Source organism: Pseudomonas sp. 05N432, from assembly GCF_056396945.1.
On record NZ_JBFTMM010000015.1, the window covers coordinates 76,232 to 95,463 of the forward strand.

Annotated in this window: 16 protein-coding genes; 8 read left to right on the forward strand and 8 right to left on the reverse strand. The window is 60.1% G+C overall.

What is annotated here, in order from left to right; translation table 11 throughout:
- Nucleotides 1-9: 9 nt before the first annotated feature.
- From phaC to AC1DHT_RS17610, 7 genes are all read right to left on the reverse strand, one after another.
- Entirely contained in the window at nt 10-1,689 is a 1,680-nt protein-coding gene (gene phaC / locus AC1DHT_RS17580; RefSeq protein ID WP_427537709.1) for a class II poly(R)-hydroxyalkanoic acid synthase, read from the reverse strand.
- A gap of 259 nt (nt 1,690-1,948) precedes the next feature.
- Nucleotides 1,949-2,329, reverse strand: a complete 381-nt coding sequence (locus tag AC1DHT_RS17585; protein ID WP_216742891.1) for a gamma-butyrobetaine hydroxylase family protein — start codon at nt 2,327-2,329, stop codon at nt 1,949-1,951.
- A 146-nt stretch (nt 2,330-2,475) separates the two neighbouring features.
- A complete protein-coding gene (hslU, locus tag AC1DHT_RS17590) occupies nt 2,476-3,816 on the reverse strand; it encodes an ATP-dependent protease ATPase subunit HslU (protein ID WP_427537713.1) in 1,341 nt (446 codons plus the stop codon).
- Between the two features lie 54 nt (nt 3,817-3,870).
- The gene (gene hslV, locus AC1DHT_RS17595; RefSeq protein ID WP_007899242.1) at nt 3,871-4,401 is read right to left on the reverse strand and encodes an ATP-dependent protease subunit HslV; all 531 of its coding nucleotides are present in this window, start codon (nt 4,399-4,401) and stop codon (nt 3,871-3,873) included.
- Nucleotides 4,402-4,632: 231 nt separating this feature from the next.
- Nucleotides 4,633-5,334, reverse strand: coding sequence for an SPOR domain-containing protein (locus AC1DHT_RS17600; RefSeq protein WP_054595220.1), 702 nt, complete (start codon nt 5,332-5,334; stop codon nt 4,633-4,635).
- 1 nt (nt 5,335) lies between these two features.
- Complete coding sequence (gene argS, locus AC1DHT_RS17605) at nt 5,336-7,072, reverse strand: arginine--tRNA ligase (protein WP_427537716.1); 1,737 nt, start codon at nt 7,070-7,072, stop codon at nt 5,336-5,338.
- A gap of 238 nt (nt 7,073-7,310) precedes the next feature.
- Entirely contained in the window at nt 7,311-9,530 is a 2,220-nt protein-coding gene (locus tag AC1DHT_RS17610; RefSeq protein WP_427537719.1) for a primosomal protein N', read from the reverse strand.
- 329 nt (nt 9,531-9,859) lie between these two features.
- Here AC1DHT_RS17610 and rpmE point away from each other — a divergent pair, with 329 nt between their 5' ends.
- The 4 genes from rpmE to AC1DHT_RS17630 all read left to right on the forward strand — a co-directional run bounded on the left by rpmE (nt 9,860) and on the right by AC1DHT_RS17630 (nt 13,724).
- The gene (rpmE, locus tag AC1DHT_RS17615) at nt 9,860-10,075 is read left to right on the forward strand and encodes a 50S ribosomal protein L31 (RefSeq protein WP_145016632.1); all 216 of its coding nucleotides are present in this window, start codon (nt 9,860-9,862) and stop codon (nt 10,073-10,075) included.
- A gap of 8 nt (nt 10,076-10,083) precedes the next feature.
- Nucleotides 10,084-10,902 (forward strand): thermonuclease family protein, encoded by an 819-nt coding sequence (locus AC1DHT_RS17620; protein ID WP_427537722.1) that lies wholly within the window; start codon nt 10,084-10,086, stop codon nt 10,900-10,902.
- A 181-nt stretch (nt 10,903-11,083) separates the two neighbouring features.
- Nucleotides 11,084-12,352, forward strand: a complete 1,269-nt coding sequence (locus AC1DHT_RS17625; RefSeq protein WP_054595225.1) for a malic enzyme-like NAD(P)-binding protein — start codon at nt 11,084-11,086, stop codon at nt 12,350-12,352.
- A gap of 982 nt (nt 12,353-13,334) precedes the next feature.
- The gene (locus AC1DHT_RS17630; protein ID WP_054593867.1) at nt 13,335-13,724 is read left to right on the forward strand and encodes a DUF6124 family protein; all 390 of its coding nucleotides are present in this window, start codon (nt 13,335-13,337) and stop codon (nt 13,722-13,724) included.
- Nucleotides 13,725-13,796: 72 nt separating this feature from the next.
- Here the strand turns inward: AC1DHT_RS17630 and AC1DHT_RS17635 are convergent, their stop codons facing one another.
- Entirely contained in the window at nt 13,797-16,235 is a 2,439-nt protein-coding gene (locus AC1DHT_RS17635; RefSeq protein WP_477761423.1) for a penicillin-binding protein 1A, read from the reverse strand.
- Nucleotides 16,236-16,451: 216 nt separating this feature from the next.
- Between AC1DHT_RS17635 and AC1DHT_RS17640 the strand changes: the two genes are divergently transcribed.
- Genes AC1DHT_RS17640 through AC1DHT_RS17655 form a run of 4 tightly spaced genes read left to right on the forward strand, consistent with a single transcriptional unit; the run spans nt 16,452 to nt 19,226 of the window.
- Entirely contained in the window at nt 16,452-17,516 is a 1,065-nt protein-coding gene (locus AC1DHT_RS17640) for a pilus assembly protein PilM (protein ID WP_427537726.1), read from the forward strand.
- Nucleotides 17,516-18,082: a PilN domain-containing protein gene (locus tag AC1DHT_RS17645; protein ID WP_427537729.1), complete on the forward strand. Its 567-nt coding sequence runs from the start codon at nt 17,516-17,518 to the stop codon at nt 18,080-18,082. Before AC1DHT_RS17640 ends, AC1DHT_RS17645 begins: the two co-directional genes overlap by 1 nt.
- Complete coding sequence (pilO, locus tag AC1DHT_RS17650) at nt 18,079-18,702, forward strand: type 4a pilus biogenesis protein PilO (protein WP_054595229.1); 624 nt, start codon at nt 18,079-18,081, stop codon at nt 18,700-18,702. The genes AC1DHT_RS17645 and pilO overlap by 4 nt, the downstream gene beginning before the upstream one ends.
- Nucleotides 18,699-19,226 carry a pilus assembly protein PilP gene (locus AC1DHT_RS17655; RefSeq protein WP_442114529.1) on the forward strand — a complete coding sequence of 176 codons (528 nt, stop codon included), beginning with the start codon at nt 18,699-18,701 and terminating at the stop codon, nt 19,224-19,226. Before pilO ends, AC1DHT_RS17655 begins: the two co-directional genes overlap by 4 nt.
- Nucleotides 19,227-19,232 lie beyond the last annotated feature (6 nt).

Here is a 19,232-nt window from a genome sequence, read left to right on the forward strand (position 1 = left end):
ATGTGTCAGTTAACGTTCATGCACATAAGTCCCCGGTGATGCCTCACCTGCCGCATAGGTCTTGTTGCCGAGTACGGTCGGGGCTTTCTTCAGCTTGCCCGAACGCTCGGCGTGCCAGGCCTGCCAGTGCAGCCACCAGGAGTCAGTGTGCTTGGTTGAGTTTTCCAGCCAGTCATTGGCATGGGCCGGCATGTCGGTGCTGGTCATGTAACGGGATTTCGGGTTGCCCGGCGGGTTCAGAATGCTCTGGATATGGCCGCTGCTGGACAACACGAATTCGACCTTGCCACCGAACAGCTGCGCCGATTTGTAGCACGACTTCCACGGTGTGATGTGGTCGTTGGTGCCTGCCAGGGAATAGACGTCTGCCGTGACCTGCTTGAGGTCGATCGGCGTGCCGCACACTTCCAGTGCATCGGCGCGGACCAGTGGGTTGTTTTTGAACAGTTCGATCAGGTCGCCGTGGAACGCCGCAGGCAGCCGGGTGGTGTCATTGTTCCAGAACAGAATGTCGAAGACCGGCGGCTCGTTGCCCAGCAGGTAGTTGTTGACCCAGTAGTTCCAGATCAGGTCGTTGGGGCGCATCCAGGCGAAGACCTTGGCCATGTCGCGGCCTTCGAGCACGCCGGCCTGATAGGAGTGGCGCTTGGCGGCTTCCAGGGTTTGCTCGTCGACGAACAGTGCAACCTGGGAATCAAGGGTGGTGTCGAGCACACTGACCAGCAAGGTTACGGCGTTGACCTTCTTCTCGCCGATCGCCGCGTAATGGCCCAGCAGGGCGGTGCAGGTAATACCGCCGGAGCAGGCGCCGAGTATGTTCACGTCTTTGCTGCCGGTGATCGCGGTGACCACATCGACCGCTTCCTTGAGCGCTTCAATGTAGGTCGACAAACCCCATTCGCGTTGGGCCTTGGTCGGGTTGCGCCAACTGACGATGAAGGTTTGCACGTTGTTGCGCAGGCAGAAGCGCGCCAGGCTTTTGTCCGGGCTCAGGTCGAAAACGTAGAACTTGTTGATCTGTGGTGGCACCACCAGCAGTGGTCGTTCGTACACTTGTTCAGTGATGGGCCGGTACTGGATCAGCTCCAGTACATCGTTGCGGAAAACCACCGCGCCTTCGGTGGTGCCCAGGCTCTTGCCGACTTCGAAGGCCCCCATGTTGACCTGGCTCGGCATGCCGCCGTTGTGCACCAGATCCTTGGCCAGGTGCGAGAGGCCATCGAGCAGGCTTTTGCCGCCGGTTTCGAAGAAGCGTTTGACGGCAGCAGGGTTGGCCGCGCTGTTGGTCGGGGCCATGGCCTCGGTCATCAGGTTGATCACGAAGTGTGCGCGGCTGATGTCCTGGGTGGACAGATTGCTTTCGCCAATCCAGTCGTGGAGTTCCTTGCGCCACGCCAGGTAGGTTTGCAGATAACGTCTGTAGAGCGGGTTCTGACTCCACGCCGGATCGTTGAAACGACGGTCATCGCTTTCCGGTTGCAGCTCGGATCTACCGAGCATCACGTTCTTGAGCTCAATGCCAAAATGCGCGACATGCTTGACGCTGTGGATGGGTTGTTTGATGGCCTGGGTCAGCACCATGCGGGCAGAGGTAAGCAGATCCTTTCGACGCAAGCCGATGACCGGGTTTAGCCCAAGAGTGTTTTCCGAGGCTTGAAGTTTCAGGTCATCGTTATTCTTGTTACTCATCTACGACGCTCCATTGTCCTGAGGCGAGTACCTGAGTCCTGCTGTGTAGTCACACAGCAAATGCCGGGTACACGCTCGGGTGACCGTTAGTTGTACATCGCTGACTTTTTCATTCAGGAGGCGCGCTGCACAGAACTTGCCAGATCCATTGGTTACCCGAGTTTAATTTTTTTCGCAAGCAGGCCGATCCTCGACACCGCAGCCCAGCATTCAAACAGATGAAATTAGAAAATGCCCTCTAAAGAGCGCGGGCCTTGAGTTAGAGCATCAGCTTGACAACAGACTCGTTTGGATCGCGGGTCTTTCCGGCGGCTTTGAGCTCGGCAAGATAGTCGTCCCAGAGTGCGTCATATCGTCGCGCCAACTGATAGAGATATTCCCAGGTGAACAGGCCGCTGTCGTGGCCGTCATCGAAGGTCAATTTCAGTGCGTACTGACCGGCCGGTTCTACCTTGTTCAGGCCTACGCCGATCTTGCCAAATTGAAGGATGGGTTTGCCGTGGCCCTGGACCTCGGCGGAAGGAGAGTGCACGCGCAAGAATTCTGCGCTCAGGTGATAGACCTCGTCGGGCGCGTATTGCAGCTCCAGGGTTTTCGAGGCTTTGTGCAGTTTGATGGCGGTGGGGAGTGGAGTCGTCATGGGGCCGGTCGTCCGTCATTGTGAGGGCCCTTGTGGGAGCGAGCCTGCTCGCGATTGCGGCGTGACGTTCAACATCAATGTTGAACGTTATGGCCTCATCRCGAGCAGGCTCGCTCCCACAGGTCCTGTACCACAGTAGAAGTGACCTACAGGATATAACGGGACAGGTCTTCGTTCTGCGCCAATTCGCCGAGGTGGCTGTTGACGTAGTCAGCGTCGATGCGGATCGGCTCTTCGCTGTGGGTGCTGGCCAGGTCGCTGGCACTGAACGACACCTCTTCGAGCAGGCGCTCAAGCAGGGTGTGCAGGCGACGGGCACCGATGTTCTCGGTCTTCTCGTTGACCTGCCAGGCGATCTCCGCCACGCGTTTGATGCCGTCGGGCTGGAACTCGATGGTCACGCCTTCGGTTTTCAGCAGGGCGCAATACTGCTCGGTGAGCGATGCATGCGGCTCGCAGAGGATGCGCTCGAAGTCTTCCGGCGTAAGGGCCTTGAGTTCGACGCGGATCGGCAGGCGGCCTTGCAGCTCGGGCACCAGATCGCTTGGCTTGCTCAGGTGGAACGCACCGGAAGCGATGAACAGGATGTGGTCGGTCTTGACCATGCCCAGTTTGGTGTTGACCGTGCAGCCTTCGATCAGCGGCAGCAAGTCGCGCTGTACGCCTTCGCGGGACACGTCGACGCCACCGGTATTGCCGCGCTTGGCGACCTTGTCGATTTCGTCGATGAACACGATGCCGTGCTGCTCGACCGCTTCCAGCGCTTTGGCTTTGAGCTCTTCGTCATTGACCAGGCGGCTGGCTTCTTCGTCGCGCACCAGTCTCAGCGCTTCCTTGACCTTGAGCTTGCGGCTCTTGCGCGTGCCCTTGCCCATGTTGGCAAACAGGCTCTGCAACTGGTTGGTCATTTCTTCCATGCCCGGTGGCGCGGAGATATCGACGCCGGACACTTCGGCTACTTCGATTTCAATCTCCTTGTCATCCAGCTGACCTTCGCGCAGGCGCTTGCGGAACAGTTGGCGGGTGTTGGAATCCTGGGCCGGCGCGGAGTCTTCGTTGCTGAAGCCCATGCGTGCCGGTGGCAGCAGTGCATCGAGGATGCGCTCTTCGGCGGCATCTTCGGCGCGATGGCGAACCTTGACCATTTCCTGTTCGCGCAGCAGCTTGATTGCTGCATCGGCGAGGTCGCGAATGATCGACTCGACGTCACGGCCGACATAGCCGACTTCGGTGAACTTGGTCGCTTCGACCTTGATGAACGGCGCGTTGGCGAGTTTGGCCAGGCGACGGGCGATTTCGGTTTTACCGACACCGGTCGGGCCGATCATCAGAATGTTCTTGGGTGTTACTTCAACGCGCAGCTCTTCAGGCAGTTGCATCCGGCGCCAGCGGTTACGCAGGGCGATGGCGACGGCGCGCTTGGCATCGTCCTGGCCGATGATATGGCGACTGAGTTCATGGACGATTTCGCGGGGAGTCATTGGCATAGTAATTGGCGGTCCTCAAGCAAGAATGAGCCGTGGCGCAAGGCCAAAACAGGCTTACTCGGCGAGATCCTGCTCCTCAATGGTGAAGGTGTGGTTGGTGAAGACACAGATGTCGCCGGCGATGCCGAGCGCGGTTTCAACGATTTCGCGGGCTGACAGATCGGTTTTCTTCAGCAGGGCGCTGGCTGCGGCCTGAGCGTAACCGCCGCCGGAACCCATGGCGATCAGGCCTTCTTCGGGTTCGACCACATCGCCGTTACCGGTGATGATCAGAGAGGCGTCTTTGTTGGCGACTGCAAGCATCGCTTCGAGGCGGCTGAGGGAGCGGTCGGTGCGCCACTCTTTGGCGAGTTCGACGGCGGCACGAACCAGATGGCCCTGGTGCTTTTCAAGCTGGCCTTCGAAACGTTCGAAGAGGGTAAAGGCGTCAGCGGTGGCGCCAGCAAAACCGGCGATGACCTGCCCGTGGTACAGGCGGCGAACTTTTTTCGCGTTGCCTTTCATCACGGTATTACCGAGAGAAACCTGGCCGTCGCCGCCCATGACGACTTTGCCGTGGCGGCGAACTGAAACGATGGTGGTCAAGAGAAGAGTCTCCACGCAGCGGGGCGAAAATGCCTTATCCCAACTCATATGGGGGTGGTGAGGCGTTTTTCAACTGCGGGGCGGGAGAGGGGACGAGCGGTGCGAGCGAATCAGAGATGTGGTGTTTATAAGGATGCCATCGCGAGCAGGCTCGCTCCCACAGGGGGTGGTGCATATTCTGTGGGAGCGAGCCTGCTCGCGATGAACGATGACGCGGTGTGACTGAAAGGATCAGCGGCTTTGGCGTTGTTGTAACAACAGGTTGCTGAAGCCGCTGCCAGCCAGTTGTTTCTGGGCGGTGGTCAGCTGTTCGCGGTTGCTGAACGGGCCGACCAGTACGCGGTACCAGGTCTCATCCTTCACCGTGCCGGACTCCACCGAAACCGCCTGGCCGAGCAGAATGATCTGCGCACGAACCTTGTCGGCGTCGGCTTCCTTGCGGAAAGAGCCAGCCTGCAGGAAGAACTTGGTCACCGGCGCCGCTTTCGCCACCGGTGGCGCTGGCGGCGGGGTAACGCCGCTCAGGGCCGCCTGCGCACGCGCGGTGTCGATCTTCGCTGCTTCTGCCGGGGTTACCGGTGCAACAGGTGCAGTCTGCGGCGTCGGCAGGGTTTTCTCCGGCACGGCATCCGGCGGCACGATGACCTCCGATTCCGGCAGCAAGGTGTAGAAGTCATATTTCGGCTTCACCGGCTGCGTCGGGCTCGGCGGGGTCTTGTTGGCCTCGGCGATCTTGCTGGCTTTCTGTTGCTCGACCTTCTCGCGCTTGACGCTTTCGCTACCTTTACCCGGCTCCAGCTTCATCAGGAACACGATGAATGCGCCTACGGTCAGGCCGATGGCCATCCACAGCCATCCCGGAATCGGCTTTTTTGCAGGAGCTTGGTAACGGCTGGCGCCACGCTTTGGTGCTGGTTTTTTCTTGGCAGCCAACTTACATACGCTCCAGAGTTTCCAGACCCAAGAGTTCCAGGCCTTGCTTGAGGGTGCGACCGGTCAATGCGGCGAGGCGCAAGCGGCTTTGCATTTGTGCCGGGGTTTCGGCGCTGAGGATCGGGCAGTTCTCGTAGAAGCTGGAGAACAGGCCGGCAACATCGTACAGGTAGGTGCAGAGGATGTGCGGCGTGCCTTTTTCGGCGACGTTGTTCAGCACTTCACCGAACTGCGCCAGCTTGGCGGCCAGTTCGTGTTCGTGAGTGGCCTCAAGGACGATCTGCCCTTCGACTTCGCTGAAGTCCTTGCCGAGTTTGCGGAACACGCCGGCTACGCGAGTGTAGGCGTACAGCAGGTACGGCGCAGTGTTGCCTTCGAAGTTCAGCATCAGGTCGAAGTTGAAGCTGTAGTCGCTGGTGCGGTGCTTGGATAGGTCGGCGTATTTCACCGCGCCAATGCCCACGACTCTGGCGATGTTGCGCAGGTCGGCTTCGGCGAGCTCAGGGTTCTTTTCCTTCACCAGCGTGTAGGCGCGTTCCTTGGCTTCGTTCAGCAGGTCGATCAGCTTCACGGTGCCGCCATCACGGGTCTTGAACGGACGGCCATCGGCGCCGTTCATGGTGCCGAAGCCCATGTGCTCCATTTCCATTGGATGGGTCACGAAACCGGCCAGGCGAGCCACTTCGAATACCTGCTGGAAGTGCAGGGCCTGGCGCTGGTCGACGAAGTACAGCACTCGATCGGCTTTCAGCACGCCGTTACGGTAGCGCACGGCCGCCAGGTCAGTGGTGGCGTAGAGGTAGCCGCCGTCAGCCTTGACGATGATCACCGGCAGCGGGTCGCCGTCGGCATTCTTGAACTCGTCGAGGAACACGCACTGGGCGCCGTTGCTCTCGACCAGCATGCCTTTGGCCTTGAGGTCGTTGACCACGTTGATCAGGTCGTCGTTGTAGGCACTTTCGCCCATCACGTCGGCCATGGTCAGTTTGACGTTCAGCTGTTCGTAGATTTTCTGGCAGTGGGACAGGGAAATGTCTTTGAACTTGGTCCACAGCGCCAGGCAGTCCGGGTCACCGGCTTGCAGCTTGACCACCAGGCCACGGGCGCGGTCGGCGAATTCTGCGGATTCGTCGAAGCGCTGCTTGGCGGCGCGGTAGAAATTTTCCAGGTCCGACAGCTCGTCGCTGGTAATCGGGTTTTCTTGCAGGTACGCCATCAGCATGCCGAACTGGGTGCCCCAGTCGCCGACGTGGTTCTGACGGATCACTGTATCGCCGAGGAACTCCAGCACGCGCGCCACGCCGTCGCCGATGATGGTCGAGCGCAAGTGACCGACGTGCATCTCTTTGGCCAGGTTCGGCGCCGACAGGTCGACCACGGTGCGCTGCACGGGACCCGCCTTGCGCACGCCGATCCTGGCGTCGGCCAGGGCTGCGTCCAGGCGCGAGGCCAGGGCCTGGGTGTTCTGGAAGAAGTTGAGGAAGCCCGGGCCGGCGATTTCGGTTTTGCTGACGTTTTCGTCAACCGGCAGTGCGGCGATGATTTTTTCCGCCAGATCGCGCGGTTTCATGCCGGCCGGTTTCGCCAGCATCATGGCGATGTTGCTGGCGAAATCGCCGTGAGTCTTGTCACGGGAGTTCTCCACCTGAATCGCCGGCGTCAGGCCTTCAGGCAACACACCGTCGGTAACGAGTTGGGTGAGGGCTTGCTGGATCAACTGGCGAATGGTGTCTTTCATGGTCTTCTCTTTCAACCGCAGAGCGGCGGCGCATCAATGCGCAGGTGGAAAAACTGGGCATTATCCGTTGCGAAGTCGGGCTTGCCAACCATAGCAGGCAGGTTATGGATATGTGGTGACAAATCGGGCGCCATCGCGAGCAGGCTCGCTCCCACAGTGGATCAGCAGTGCTCACCTATTATGTGCCTGGTACAAAATCCCTGTGGGAGCGAGCCTGCTCGCGATGGCAATCGCCGAATCAATACAAATCGACCGGATCGACATCCAAAGACCAGCGCACCGCCCGCCCGCTCGGCATCTGTTCCAGCGCCAGCAACCAGGCGCTCAACAATCGGTGCAGCGGCGCCCGTGCCGTGGCCTGCAACAGCAATTGCGCCCGATAACGTCCGGCCCGACGCTCCATCGGCGCCGGCACCGGCCCCAGCAATTCGATGCCGGTCAGGGTGTGCTCATCCAACAATCGCTCCGCCGCGCTGCAGGCTTCATCGAGGAAACTTTCGGCCTGCCCCGGCTTATGCGCCTCGGCCCGTAACAGCGCCAGGTGCGCGAACGGCGGCAGCCCGGCGGAACGACGTTCGCTCAAGGCCTGCTCGGCAAAGGCGAAATAGCCTTGCTCGGTCAGTTGCACCAACAACGGGTGGTCAGCCAGGTGAGTCTGGATGATCACTTTGCCCGGCTCTTCGGCGCGGCCGGCGCGTCCCGCCACCTGCACAATCAACTGAGCCATGCGTTCACTGGCGCGGAAGTCGCCGGAGAACAGTCCACCGTCGGCATCGAGAATCGACACCAGCGTCACCCGCGGAAAGTGGTGCCCTTTGGCGAGCATCTGCGTGCCGACCAAAATGCACGGCTGGCCTTTCTGAATGGTCGCAAACAACTGATTCATCGCGTCCTTGCGCGAGGTGCTGTCGCGGTCGACCCGCAACACCGGGTAGTCCGGGAACAGAATCCCCAGGCGCTCTTCAGCGCGTTCGGTGCCGGCACCTACGGGGCGCAAATCGACTTTGCCGCATTTCGGGCAGTGCCGAGGGACACGTTCAACGTAGCCGCAATGGTGGCAACGCAGCTCGCCGGAGCGCTGGTGCACGGTCATCCGCGCATCGCAGCGTTGGCACTCGGACATCCAGCCGCAATCGTGGCAGAGCAGGGTGGGCGCAAAACCGCGACGGTTGAGGAACACCAGGACTTGCTGGCCGGCAGCGAGGGTCTGGCCGATCGCCTGCTGCATAGGCCCGGAAATGCCGCTGTCCAGCGGACGGCTTTTGACGTCCAGCCGCAGGAAACGTGGCTGTTTCGCCCCGCCGGCGCGCTCGTTCAGGCGCAGGAGTCCGTAACGACCGGTGTAGGCGTTGTGCAGGCTTTCCAGTGACGGCGTCGCCGAGCCGAGGACAATCGGAATGTTTTCCTGCCGCGCTCGGACCAATGCCAGGTCGCGGGCGTGATAGCGCAAACCTTCCTGCTGTTTATAAGAGCCGTCGTGCTCTTCATCGATGATGATCAGCCCCGGGTTTTTCATCGGTGTGAACAGCGCCGAGCGGGTGCCGATAATAATGTCGGCCTCGCCATCTCGTGCCGCGAGCCAGGATTCCAGCCGTTCGCGGTCATTGACCGCCGAATGCACCAGGGCGATGCGCGCATTGAAGCGCTGTTCGAAGCGCGCCAGGGTCTGCGGCCCGAGGTTGATTTCAGGGATCAGCACCAGCGCCTGCTTGCCGGCCTCAAGGGTTTCTCGGATCAGCTGCAAATAGACTTCGGTCTTGCCGCTGCCGGTGACCCCGGCCAGCAGGAACGCATGGAAACTGTCGAAGCCTGCGCGGATCGCTTCATACGCGGCGCGCTGTTCCGGGTTCAGCGGCAGCTCCGGTTGCGCCAGCCAGTGTTCGTGACGCTCGCCGGGGGCGTGTTTGCGGATATCCACTTGCACCAGTTCTTTGGCCAGCAACAGGTCAAGGCTGTCCTTGCTCAGCATCAGTTTGCTCAGCAGTTGGTGAGCAACGCCATGCGGGTGCTGGGCCAGCGTCGCCAACGCCTCGCGCTGACGCGGAGCACGGGCGATACGCGGATCATCCAACTTGGCGCCCGGAGTGATCGACCAGAACCGCTCCTGGCGCGCTTCGGCCATTTCACCCTGGCGCAACAATACCGGCAGCGCCCAGCTCAAGGTGTCGCCGAGGCTGTGCTGGTAATACTGGGAAGTCCACAGGCACAACTTGAACAGCGCTGCCGGTAGCGGTGGCGTGGCGTCGAGCAGGGCCAGTGCCGGTTTCAGTTTGTCGGCCGGGACTTCGCTGTGGCTGGTGACTTCCACCAGGATCCCGATCATCTCGCGGCGGCCGAACGGCACCCGCAACCGCATGCCCGGATGCAAATGCGCGCGCAGGACTCCCGCCGGGGCACGGTAGTCGAACAGGCGGCGCAGGGGCGAAGGCAGGGCGAGGCGCAAAATGGCGTCGGGCACGCGGGGGGATCTCATTGAACAGGCGGTAAAGAAGGGTCGGAGCCTAGCAGACGGTCGGTGCAGTGTCCTCCATTAGGAAAGCGTTCGAGAGCTGGCGAGTGGATTTTAATGCCGTGCAAGGCGCCGCGACGAGCCATAGCGCGCTATGGGGAGGAGCGGCAACGTCGCATGGCATTAAAAGCCGCCGCCAGAATCGAACAGTCTTTTCTGATGGAGGACACTTTGGACAGCTTGCGTGATCGCAAAGGTCTGGTAGAATCCGCGGCCTAATTACGTGCGGTATTCAACAATAGTGTTGGGTGGCGGCACGCTAGCCTGAGGAAGACACCATGAAAGCCGATATCCATCCAGATTACCCAGTCATTGCTGTTACCTGCAGCTGTGGCAACAAGTTCGAAACCCGTTCGACCTTCGGCAAAGCTCTGCCGATCGACGTTTGCAACGAGTGCCACCCGTTCTACACCGGTAAGCAGAAGACTCTGGATACCGGCGGCCGTGTACAGAAGTTCGCCGATCGTTTCGGTGCTTTTGGCAAAAAAGCCTAAGACTGATCATGTTGGAAAGTCGTTTCGACTTCTCCAGACTGATGAAAAAGGCGCCCCTAGCGGGCGCCTTTTTTATGTCCGCGATTTGGCTCTCCAGCGCCCACGCCCTCTGTCCTGCGCCAGCCAGTCAGCTGGAAGCTGTCAGCGTGCAACGCGTGGTCGATGGCGACACGGTGCGCCTGAGCGACGGCCGCAATGTGCGCATGATCGGTTTGAATACCCCGGAACTGGGCAAGAAAGGTCGCTCCGACGAGCCATTCGCGGCGGCTGCACGCAAACGTCTGCAAGCGTTGGTGGCGGCAAGCGACGGACGGTTGGGTTTGCTGGCGGGACAAGAGGGTAAGGATCGTTACGGGCGCACCCTGGCTCATCTCTATAGTGCCAACGGTGACAATCTTGAAGCGCAGATGCTCGCCGAGGGGCTTGGTTACCTGGTGGCAGTGGCACCGAACGTCGATTTTGTCAGTTGCCAACAGGCCGCCGAACACACTGCGCGGCAGGCCAGGCTGGGGTTGTGGCGGCAGTCACCTGTGCTGAAAACGGAGCAGATCAACCAATCGGGTTTTGCGCTGCTCAGCGGACGTGTGAGCAAGGTTCAGCGCAATCGTGGCGGAATTTGGATCGAGTTGCAGGATTCGGTTGTATTGCACGTTGCACCCAATCTGTTCGGTCAATTCGATATGGCGGCTCTGGAGCGGCTCAACGGCAAGCGGATCGAGGCGCGTGGCTGGGTGATCGATCGCTCACGGCGCGGTGGTCTGGATTCCGGTCAAGCGCGCTGGTTATTGCCATTGACCCATCCGGCCATGCTGCAAGCTGTACCGTGAAAAGAAATTGTCGACATTTTTTAAGTTGATTGTGAACAGTTGAGCCCTTATGTTCCGTGGCTCTTGGCCCAAAGTCGTAGGGTAGGGCGCTTGACAGGGGTGACCGGTCAGTCTTGTGGGGACTTTGCGACGCGAGTATCCTCGGCGGTCCGTCGTTCAACAGTAAAAGCGGAATGCCCACATGTCTGATTTGAAAACTGCCGCTCTCGAATATCACGCCCATCCTCGTCCAGGTAAGCTGAGTGTCGAGCTCACCAAGGCCACCGCTACCGCCCGCGATCTGTCGCTGGCCTACAGCCCCGGCGTAGCCGAACCAGTACGCGAAATCGCCCGCGATCCTGAACTGGCCTACAAATACACCGGCAAGGGCAACCTGGTTGCAGTCATTTCCGATGGCACCGCGATTCTCGGCCTGGGTAACCTTGGCCCATTGGCTTCCAAGCCGGTGATGGAAGGTAAAGGCGTGCTGTTCAAGCGCTTCGCCGGTATCGACGTGTTCGACATCGAAGTCGACTCTGAAAGCCCGCAAGCCTTCATCGACACCGTCAAGCGTATCTCCATCACCTTCGGTGGCATCAACCTGGAAGACATCAAGGCACCCGAGTGCTTTGAGATCGAACGTGCTCTGATCGAGCAGTGCGACATTCCGGTGTTCCACGATGACCAGCACGGCACCGCGATCGTGACCGCTGCCGGCATGATCAACGCCCTGGAAATCGCTGGCAAAACCCTGCCGGAAGCCAAGATCGTCTGCCTGGGCGCTGGCGCTGCCGCTATCTCCTGCATGAAGTTGCTGGTGAGCATGGGCGCCAAGATCGAAAACATCTTCATGGTTGACCGTACCGGCGTGATCCACTCCGAGCGTGACGACCTGAACCAGTACAAAGCTGTCTTCGCTCACGCGACCGACAAGCGTACGCTGACTGACGCCCTGAAAGGTGCAGACGTGTTCGTTGGCCTGTCCGGCCCGAACCTGCTGAGCGCTGAAAACCTGATGCTGATGGCGGCCAACCCGATCGTGTTCGCGTGCTCGAACCCTGATCCGGAAATCGCCCCGGAACTGGCTCACGCCACCCGTAACGACGTGATCATGGCGACTGGTCGTTCGGACTACCCGAACCAGGTGAACAACGTACTGGGCTTCCCGTTCATTTTCCGTGGTGCTCTGGACGTTCGCGCCAAGCGCATCAACGAAGAGATGAAAGTGGCTGCGGCCAACGCTCTGCGTGAATTGGCCAAGCTGCCAGTGCCTCAGGAAGTGTGTGACGCTTACGGTGGCATCAAGCTGGAATTCGGTCGTGAGTACATCATTCCGAAGCCAATGGATGCGCGTTTGATCACTGTGATCTCGGATGCTGTGGCCAAGGCTGCAATCGAGACGGGTGTGGCGACTCTGCCGTATCCGAAGAACTACCCGCTGAAAAGCGTGGATGACGTGTTCAACGGCTAAGCCGTTGTAGCGTCCCCTAAAAAGCCCCGGCTCTCGCGAGTCGGGGTTTTTTTATGCCTGTCATTTACCATGCAAGCTGGCTTGCCTGCGAAGGCGGCCTGACAGTCGACCAACCTCTCGCAGGTGTACCCCAATCAAAACTGTGGGAGCGAGCCTGCTCGCGAAGGCGGCCTAATAGCCGACCAACCTCTCGCAGGTGTACATATCCATTCCTGCGGTAACGGCCGCTTAGGATTTCGCCCTTACGGCGAGGCACTTTTGGCAAACGCCCCAAAAGTACCCAAAAGGTCTCGCCCCAAGCGTACGGCACCTCGCCTAGGCTCGGCGTACCCTCACTCCGGTGTCCATCAGGGGGCATCGCCTACGGTCTGCTTCGCGACGACCTCCTCTCGATGTGTCCGGCTGCGCCGTACGGCGCTGCGCGCCCACCCCCCCTGATGAACACCTCCACTCGGCCTCCCGAAGGGGCGGGTGGATCAAGATCAACAGCAAAGCACGGCGACCTACCGGTCGGCCTGAGTGGTTGGGGCGTGAACGGCTTTAGATCGTTCCCGCACGCAGCAAAGGAATGCCGCCAGGGACGCTCCGCGTTCCGCTTCACGAGCTGACGCAGAGCGTAGGAACGATCATTTGTGTAATGCCCGTAGGATGAGGCCGGAACTTGATGACAGCATCACGGGCACCGTAGAAATCTCCGACAAGTCTTTAAGGTTGCCCCTCGGAAGCGTGGCCTCTAGCCTTTGATCGTCGCTGCCCATTCAGCGACCGGATTTGACCGTCCGTATAAATCAAGGCGCACCAGCGCCCAAGACCTATTCCAGGCGCTTTTTTTGCGTCTGAGGTATCGTGTCATGGCGGCTGTGCGTGGGACACCTTCGGGTGTGCCGGGTTCCTTGATTCCTGGTCGGTCAACCCGCGTACAGCTGCCACCTTTTCGTTTGACCGCGGACGGTGGTAGCTCCAACAATCAAGGAGCTCCATCATGATCAAAGAAACCCCTAATCCCCCAGAACACGACGACGTCTCCCCCTACGAATCCCTCGATTCAAAAAAGCTCCACGACGCTGCGCACCGCGCCCTCGATCACTACCTGAAACCCACCCTCGCCAAACTGCGCTTCAGCGACTTGCGCTCAGACCGCTTGTTCAGCGTTTCACCCGACGTAGGCCTCGAAAGCCTGTTGGCCAATGCCTCAGAGGATCTGGCCTCAGTCAAGGTCATGGCCGCCGACCTGGCATTCGAAATCGAGGGTTCGCGCCGCAGTGTGGCGTTGGCGATTTGCCGGATGGTCGATGGTGCTTTGTTGTTGGTGGACAAGGCGCTGGATGACTACAACCCGTCGGAGTCGGACCAGTTTTACGTCAAAGAGTAGAACTGCGAACTCCAGACGCAAAAAAGCCCCGCCTTCAAACGAAGAGCGGGGCTTTTTGTTGGGGCTGCGCGATCAGAACAGGTCGATCGGCGCCGCTTCGTCCGCGGGCAGTGGGCTGCCCGGTGCATTGCCGTTGCCCAGTTCGTTGATCGATGGCGGGGAGTCTTCGGACTTGAACAGCTCGAAGTAGGCGCCTGGCGTGCTTGGGGTGGCTGCACGGCCGCTGACCGGGTCAACCCGCAGGCTGAGGATGCCTTCCGGCTCGGCCTGGGTATGCGGTGGTTTGCCTTTGAGCGCGGCGCTCATGTAGTTCATCCAGATCGGCAGCGCCACGGTGCCACCGAACTCGCGCTTGCCAAGGCTTTCCGGTTGGTCGAAACCGGTCCAGACCGTGGTCACGTAATCAGCGTTGTAGCCCGAGAACCAGGCGTCCTTGGATTCGTTGGTGGTCCCGGTCTTGCCCGCGATGTCGCTGCGGCCCATGGCCAGGGCGCGACGTCCGGTACCGAGCTTGATCACGTCTTCAAGCATGCTGTTGAGGATGAAGGTGGTGCGCCCGTCGATGATCCGTTCTGCGACGGCCGGTGCTTGTGTGGTGGTTTGCGCCACCGGGGCTTCGCCTGGTGTCGGGTTGACCGTAAAGGTGTTGCTCACTGGCGCTGCGATCCCGTTGCTGGCGATATCGCCTTTTGGCACGCTTGGCGGGTTGGCGACGAATAGTGTGTCACCGTTGCGGCTTTCGATCTTGTCGATGATGTACGGGGTGATCTTGTAGCCGCCGTTGGCAAAGGTGCTCCAGCCGGTGGCGATTTCCATCGGCGTCAGYGTTGCGGTGCCCAGGGCCAGCGACAGGTTGCGCGGCAAGTCCTGCTTGTTGAAGCCGAACTTGCTGATGTAGTCGATGGTGCGATCGACGCCCAGCGCCTGGAGCAGGCGGATCGATACCAGGTTGCGCGACTTGTAGAGCGCTTCACGCATGCGGATCGGGCCGAGGAAGGTGTTGGTGTCGTTCTTCGGACGCCAGACCTTGTCCAGGTACTCGTCGACGAACACGATCGGTGCGTCGTTCACCAGCGTTGCCGGGGTGTAGCCGTTATCCAGCGCAGCGCTGTAGACGAATGGCTTGAAGCTTGAGCCCGGTTGGCGCTTGGCCTGCATGGCGCGGTTGTAGTTGCTCTGCTCGAAAGCGAAGCCGCCGACCAGCGCGCGGATGGCGCCGTTTTGAGGGTCCAGCGAAACCAGTGCGCTTTGGGCGACCGGAATCTGGCTGAACTTCAGGGCGTTGTCCGCTTGGCGCTGTACGCGAATCAGGTCGCCGACCTGGGCGACGTCTGATGGCTGCTTCGGTGCCGGGCCCATGCTGTTGGTGTTCAGGAACGGGCGCGCCCATTTCATGCTGTCCCAGCTGACATGTTCTTCGCCGTTGCGGGTCAGGACCTGCACGCCGTTTTTCTCGATCAGGGTGACGATGGCCGGTTCCAGGCCGCTGATGGTGCGCTGCTTGGTCAGTTCCGTGGCCCAGGCATCGGGCGTCTTGCCCGGCAGGCGGGATTCAGGGCCGCGGTAGCCGTGACGCTGATCGTAGGTGATCAGGCCTTCATGAACGGCGGTGTTGGCCATTTCCTGAAGGTTGCTCGGTACGGTCGTGGTGACGCGGAAACCTTCGGTGTAGGCATCGCTGCCATAACGGCCGACCATTTCGGCACGGGCCATTTCAGCGATGTACGGCGCGTTCACTTCCGGCGTCGGCACGTGATAGCTGGCGTTCAGCGGCTCGTTGATCGCGGCCTGATACGCTGCTTCGTCAATTTTCCCGAGCTTGTACATGCGCCCCAGGATCCAGTCGCGACGTTCTTTGCTGCGCGCCGGGTTGGCCAGCGGGTTGAAGCGCGAAGGGGCTTTCGGCAGGCCGGCGATCATCGCCATCTGCGCCAGGCTGACGTCGCGGATCGACTTGCCGTAATACACCTGCGCCGCCGCCTCGATGCCGTAGGCGCGGTTGCCCAGATAGATCTTGTTCACGTAGAGCTCAAGGATCTCGTCCTTGGTCAACTGACGCTCGATYTGCAGGGCCAGGAGGATTTCSGTGGTCTTGCGCGAGAAGCTGCGTTCGCTGSTSAGGAAGAAGTTCTTCGCCACCTGCATGGTGATGGTGCTGCCGCCGGATTGAATGTGTCCGCTTTTGACCAGTTGGCTCGCGGCACGCATCAGGCTGCTGGGGTCGACGCCATAGTGATTGGCGAAGTTGTCGTCTTCGGCACTGAGTAACGCATTGATGAAATTCGGTGGGATGTCGGCGAAGCGGATCGGCGTGCGGCGCATTTCGCCAAACTCGGCGATCAATTTGCCGTCGCTGCTGTAGACCCGCAAAGGAATCTGCAACTGAATGCTTCTCAGCGCCTCCACGGATGGCAATCCCGGACTAAGGTAAAGAAAAGCGCCGCTCAGACCGAGGAGCAGTCCGCAGAAAACGGCGACGATGGACCACCCGAAAAATTTCAGCAGACGAATCAAGGCTTTTGGACATCCAGGGTAAAGAATGAATTAGGCGTCAGGGCATTCAAGGTAAGCAAGGGTCGACCCGCGCTTGAGAAAGCGGAAAAAACGCTGGCCATTATAAGCATTTTTCCGCCAAAAGCGCATTTGGCGCCTCTGTCAAGACGCAGCTATTGAACGCAATGAATCATAAAGAGTCCGTAACTCACGGATAGTCATAGGGAATTGCAAGTGCTGGGACTCTTCAATAAAAAAAGCCGCACGCTTTTGGGGATCGATATCAGCTCCACTTCGGTGAAGCTTCTCGAGCTAAGCCGTGCAGGCAATCGATACCGGGTCGAAGCCTACGCGGTAGAGCCGTTGCCGACCAATGCCGTGGTCGAAAAAAATATCGCCGAACTCGAAGGTGTCGGGCAGGCATTGTCCCGGGTGTTGCTCAAGGCCAAAACCAGCGTCAAGAGTGTCGCGGTGGCGGTTGCCGGATCGGCGGTCATCACCAAGATCATCGAAATGGACGCCGGGCTTTCCCCTGATGAGATGGAAAATCAGCTGAAGATTGAAGCTGACCAATACATTCCCTATCCCCTCGAAGAAGTCGCCATCGATTTTGAAGTGCAGGGCGTTTCCCGGCGTAATCCCGAGCGGGTCGATGTATTGCTGGCGGCCTGTCGCAAGGAAAACGTCGAAGTTCGCGAAGCCGCGTTGGCCCTTGCCGGCCTGACCGCACGGGTCGTCGATGTCGAGGCGTACGCGCTGGAGCGTTCATTCGGCTTGCTGACGGCACAGTTGGCCGGCGTGACCGAGCGCTCGACGGTAGCCGTGGTCGACATCGGTGCCACCATGACCACCTTGAGCGTGCTGTCCAACGGCCGAATCATCTACACCCGCGAGCAGTTGTTCGGCGGTCGTCAGTTGACGGAGGAAATCCAGCGCCGCTATGGCATGACCGTCGAACAGGCCGGTCTTGGAAAAAAACAGGGTGGCTTGCCTGAAGACTACGCCAGCGAAGTCCTGCAACCGTTCCGCGAGGCGCTGGTGCAGCAGGTTTCGCGATCGTTGCAGTTCTTTTTCGCCTCGGGTCAGTACAACGCGATCGACTACATCCTGCTGGCCGGTGGCACAGCCTCGGTCACCGGGCTGGATCGACTGATCGAGCAACGCTTGGGCACGCCGACGCAGGTGGCCAATCCGTTTGCGGACATGACATTGAGCAGCAAGGTCAACGCCGGCGCCCTGGCCAGTGATGCGCCGGCGCTGATGATCGCCTGCGGCCTGGCGTTGAGGAGTTTCGACTGATGGCGCGGATCAATCTTCTTCCTTGGCGCGAAGAGCTGCGTGAGGAGCGTCGCAAGCGCTTCCTGTTGGGGTTGGCCGGCGCGCTGGCGGCGGCGGTAGGGGTGATTTTTCTGGGTGACCAGGCCATCAGCAGTGCGATTGATCGACAGGTCGCCCGCAACGATTACGTCGGCAAACAGATCGCCGTGCTGGATGACCGGATCAAGCAGATCAGCGATCTGAAAACCCGTCGTCGGCAACTCGTGGAGCGGATGCGGATCATCCAGGACTTGCAAGGCAATCGATCGGTCAGCGCACGTATTTTCGATCAACTGGCGCGCAGGCTGCCGGACGGGGTGTATTTCACCGACGTGAAACTGGTCGATAAAACGCTGTCCATCAGCGGGGCGGCAGAATCGAACAATCGCGTCTCGGAGTTGTTGCGCAACCTCGATGCCTCCGACCGGTTCGAGTCGCCGAACCTGGCCGAGGTCAAAGCGACCACGGCCGGCGCGCTGGATCAGGCCAACGTGTTTCAGTTGACTGTTCGTCAGTCTCAACCGGCCGCAGCGGAGGACGCGAAATGAGTCCGTCCCAATGGTTCGAGGGGTTGCGCAAGGTCGATATCAACGACCTGGACCTGAACAACATAGGCTCCTGGCCCACGGCGATCAAAGGCCTGGCCAGCGGGCTGCTGATCGTGCTGGTGTTGGCGCTGGGCTACAGCTTTTACCTCAAGGATCTTGAAGATCAGCTTGAGCAGGCCCGCGCCGGGGAAGCCACCCTCAAGGAGCAGTTCGCGAGCAAGGCGCACATGGCGGCCAATCTGGAGCGCTACATCGAGCAGATGAAAGCAATGGAAACCTCCTTCGGCGTGCTGTTGCGGCAGTTACCCGGCGATACCGAGGTGCCCGGTCTGCTGGAAGACATCACTCGCACCGGATTGGGCAGCGGGCTGGAGTTTGAAGAGATCAAGCTGCTGCCGGAAGTCACCCAGCAGTTCTACATCGAGCTGCCGATCCAGATCACTGTCACTGGCGCCTACCATGACCTGGCGACCTTCGTCAGTGGCGTCGCCAACCTCCCGCGGATCGTCACCCTGCACGATTTCAACGTCGAGCCGGTCGTTCCGGGCAGCGGCGCGAAACTGCGCATGAACATCCTGGCCAAGACTTACCGCTACAACGACAAGGGGTTGCAGAAATGAACGCGGCCCGATGGTTTTCGCTGGCTGTGCTGCTGGGAGGGCTTGCCGGTTGCGGCAACGGTAACGACTTCAGCGATCTGGACGCCTACATGAACGAGGTACGCCTGCACCCGCCCGGCAAGATCGAGCCGGTGCCGACGTTCAGGTCCTACGAGACATTCACTTACAGTGCTGCGTCGTTGCGCAGTCCGTTTTCACCGCAGATCAGGGTCGACCTGGCAGGTCGAAAACCGGGGGCACGCAACGTCAAGCCCGATCCGAGCCGGGTCAAGCAATACCTTGAAGGTTTCAACATCGAGCAGTTTGAAATGGTCGGCACTATTTCCAATGCGTCCGGCGCCTTTGCGCTGCTGCGCGGTGCCGGTGGGGTGCATCGGCTGAAGGTCGGTGACTACCTGGGGCGCAACGATGGCCGGATCGTGGCCATCAGCGACTCGCAAGTCGATGTGGTCGAAATCGTTCCCGATGGCCAAGGTGTCTGGCTGGAGCGAGCGCGGACTATTCCTTTGAAAGAGCACTCATAGTGGAAC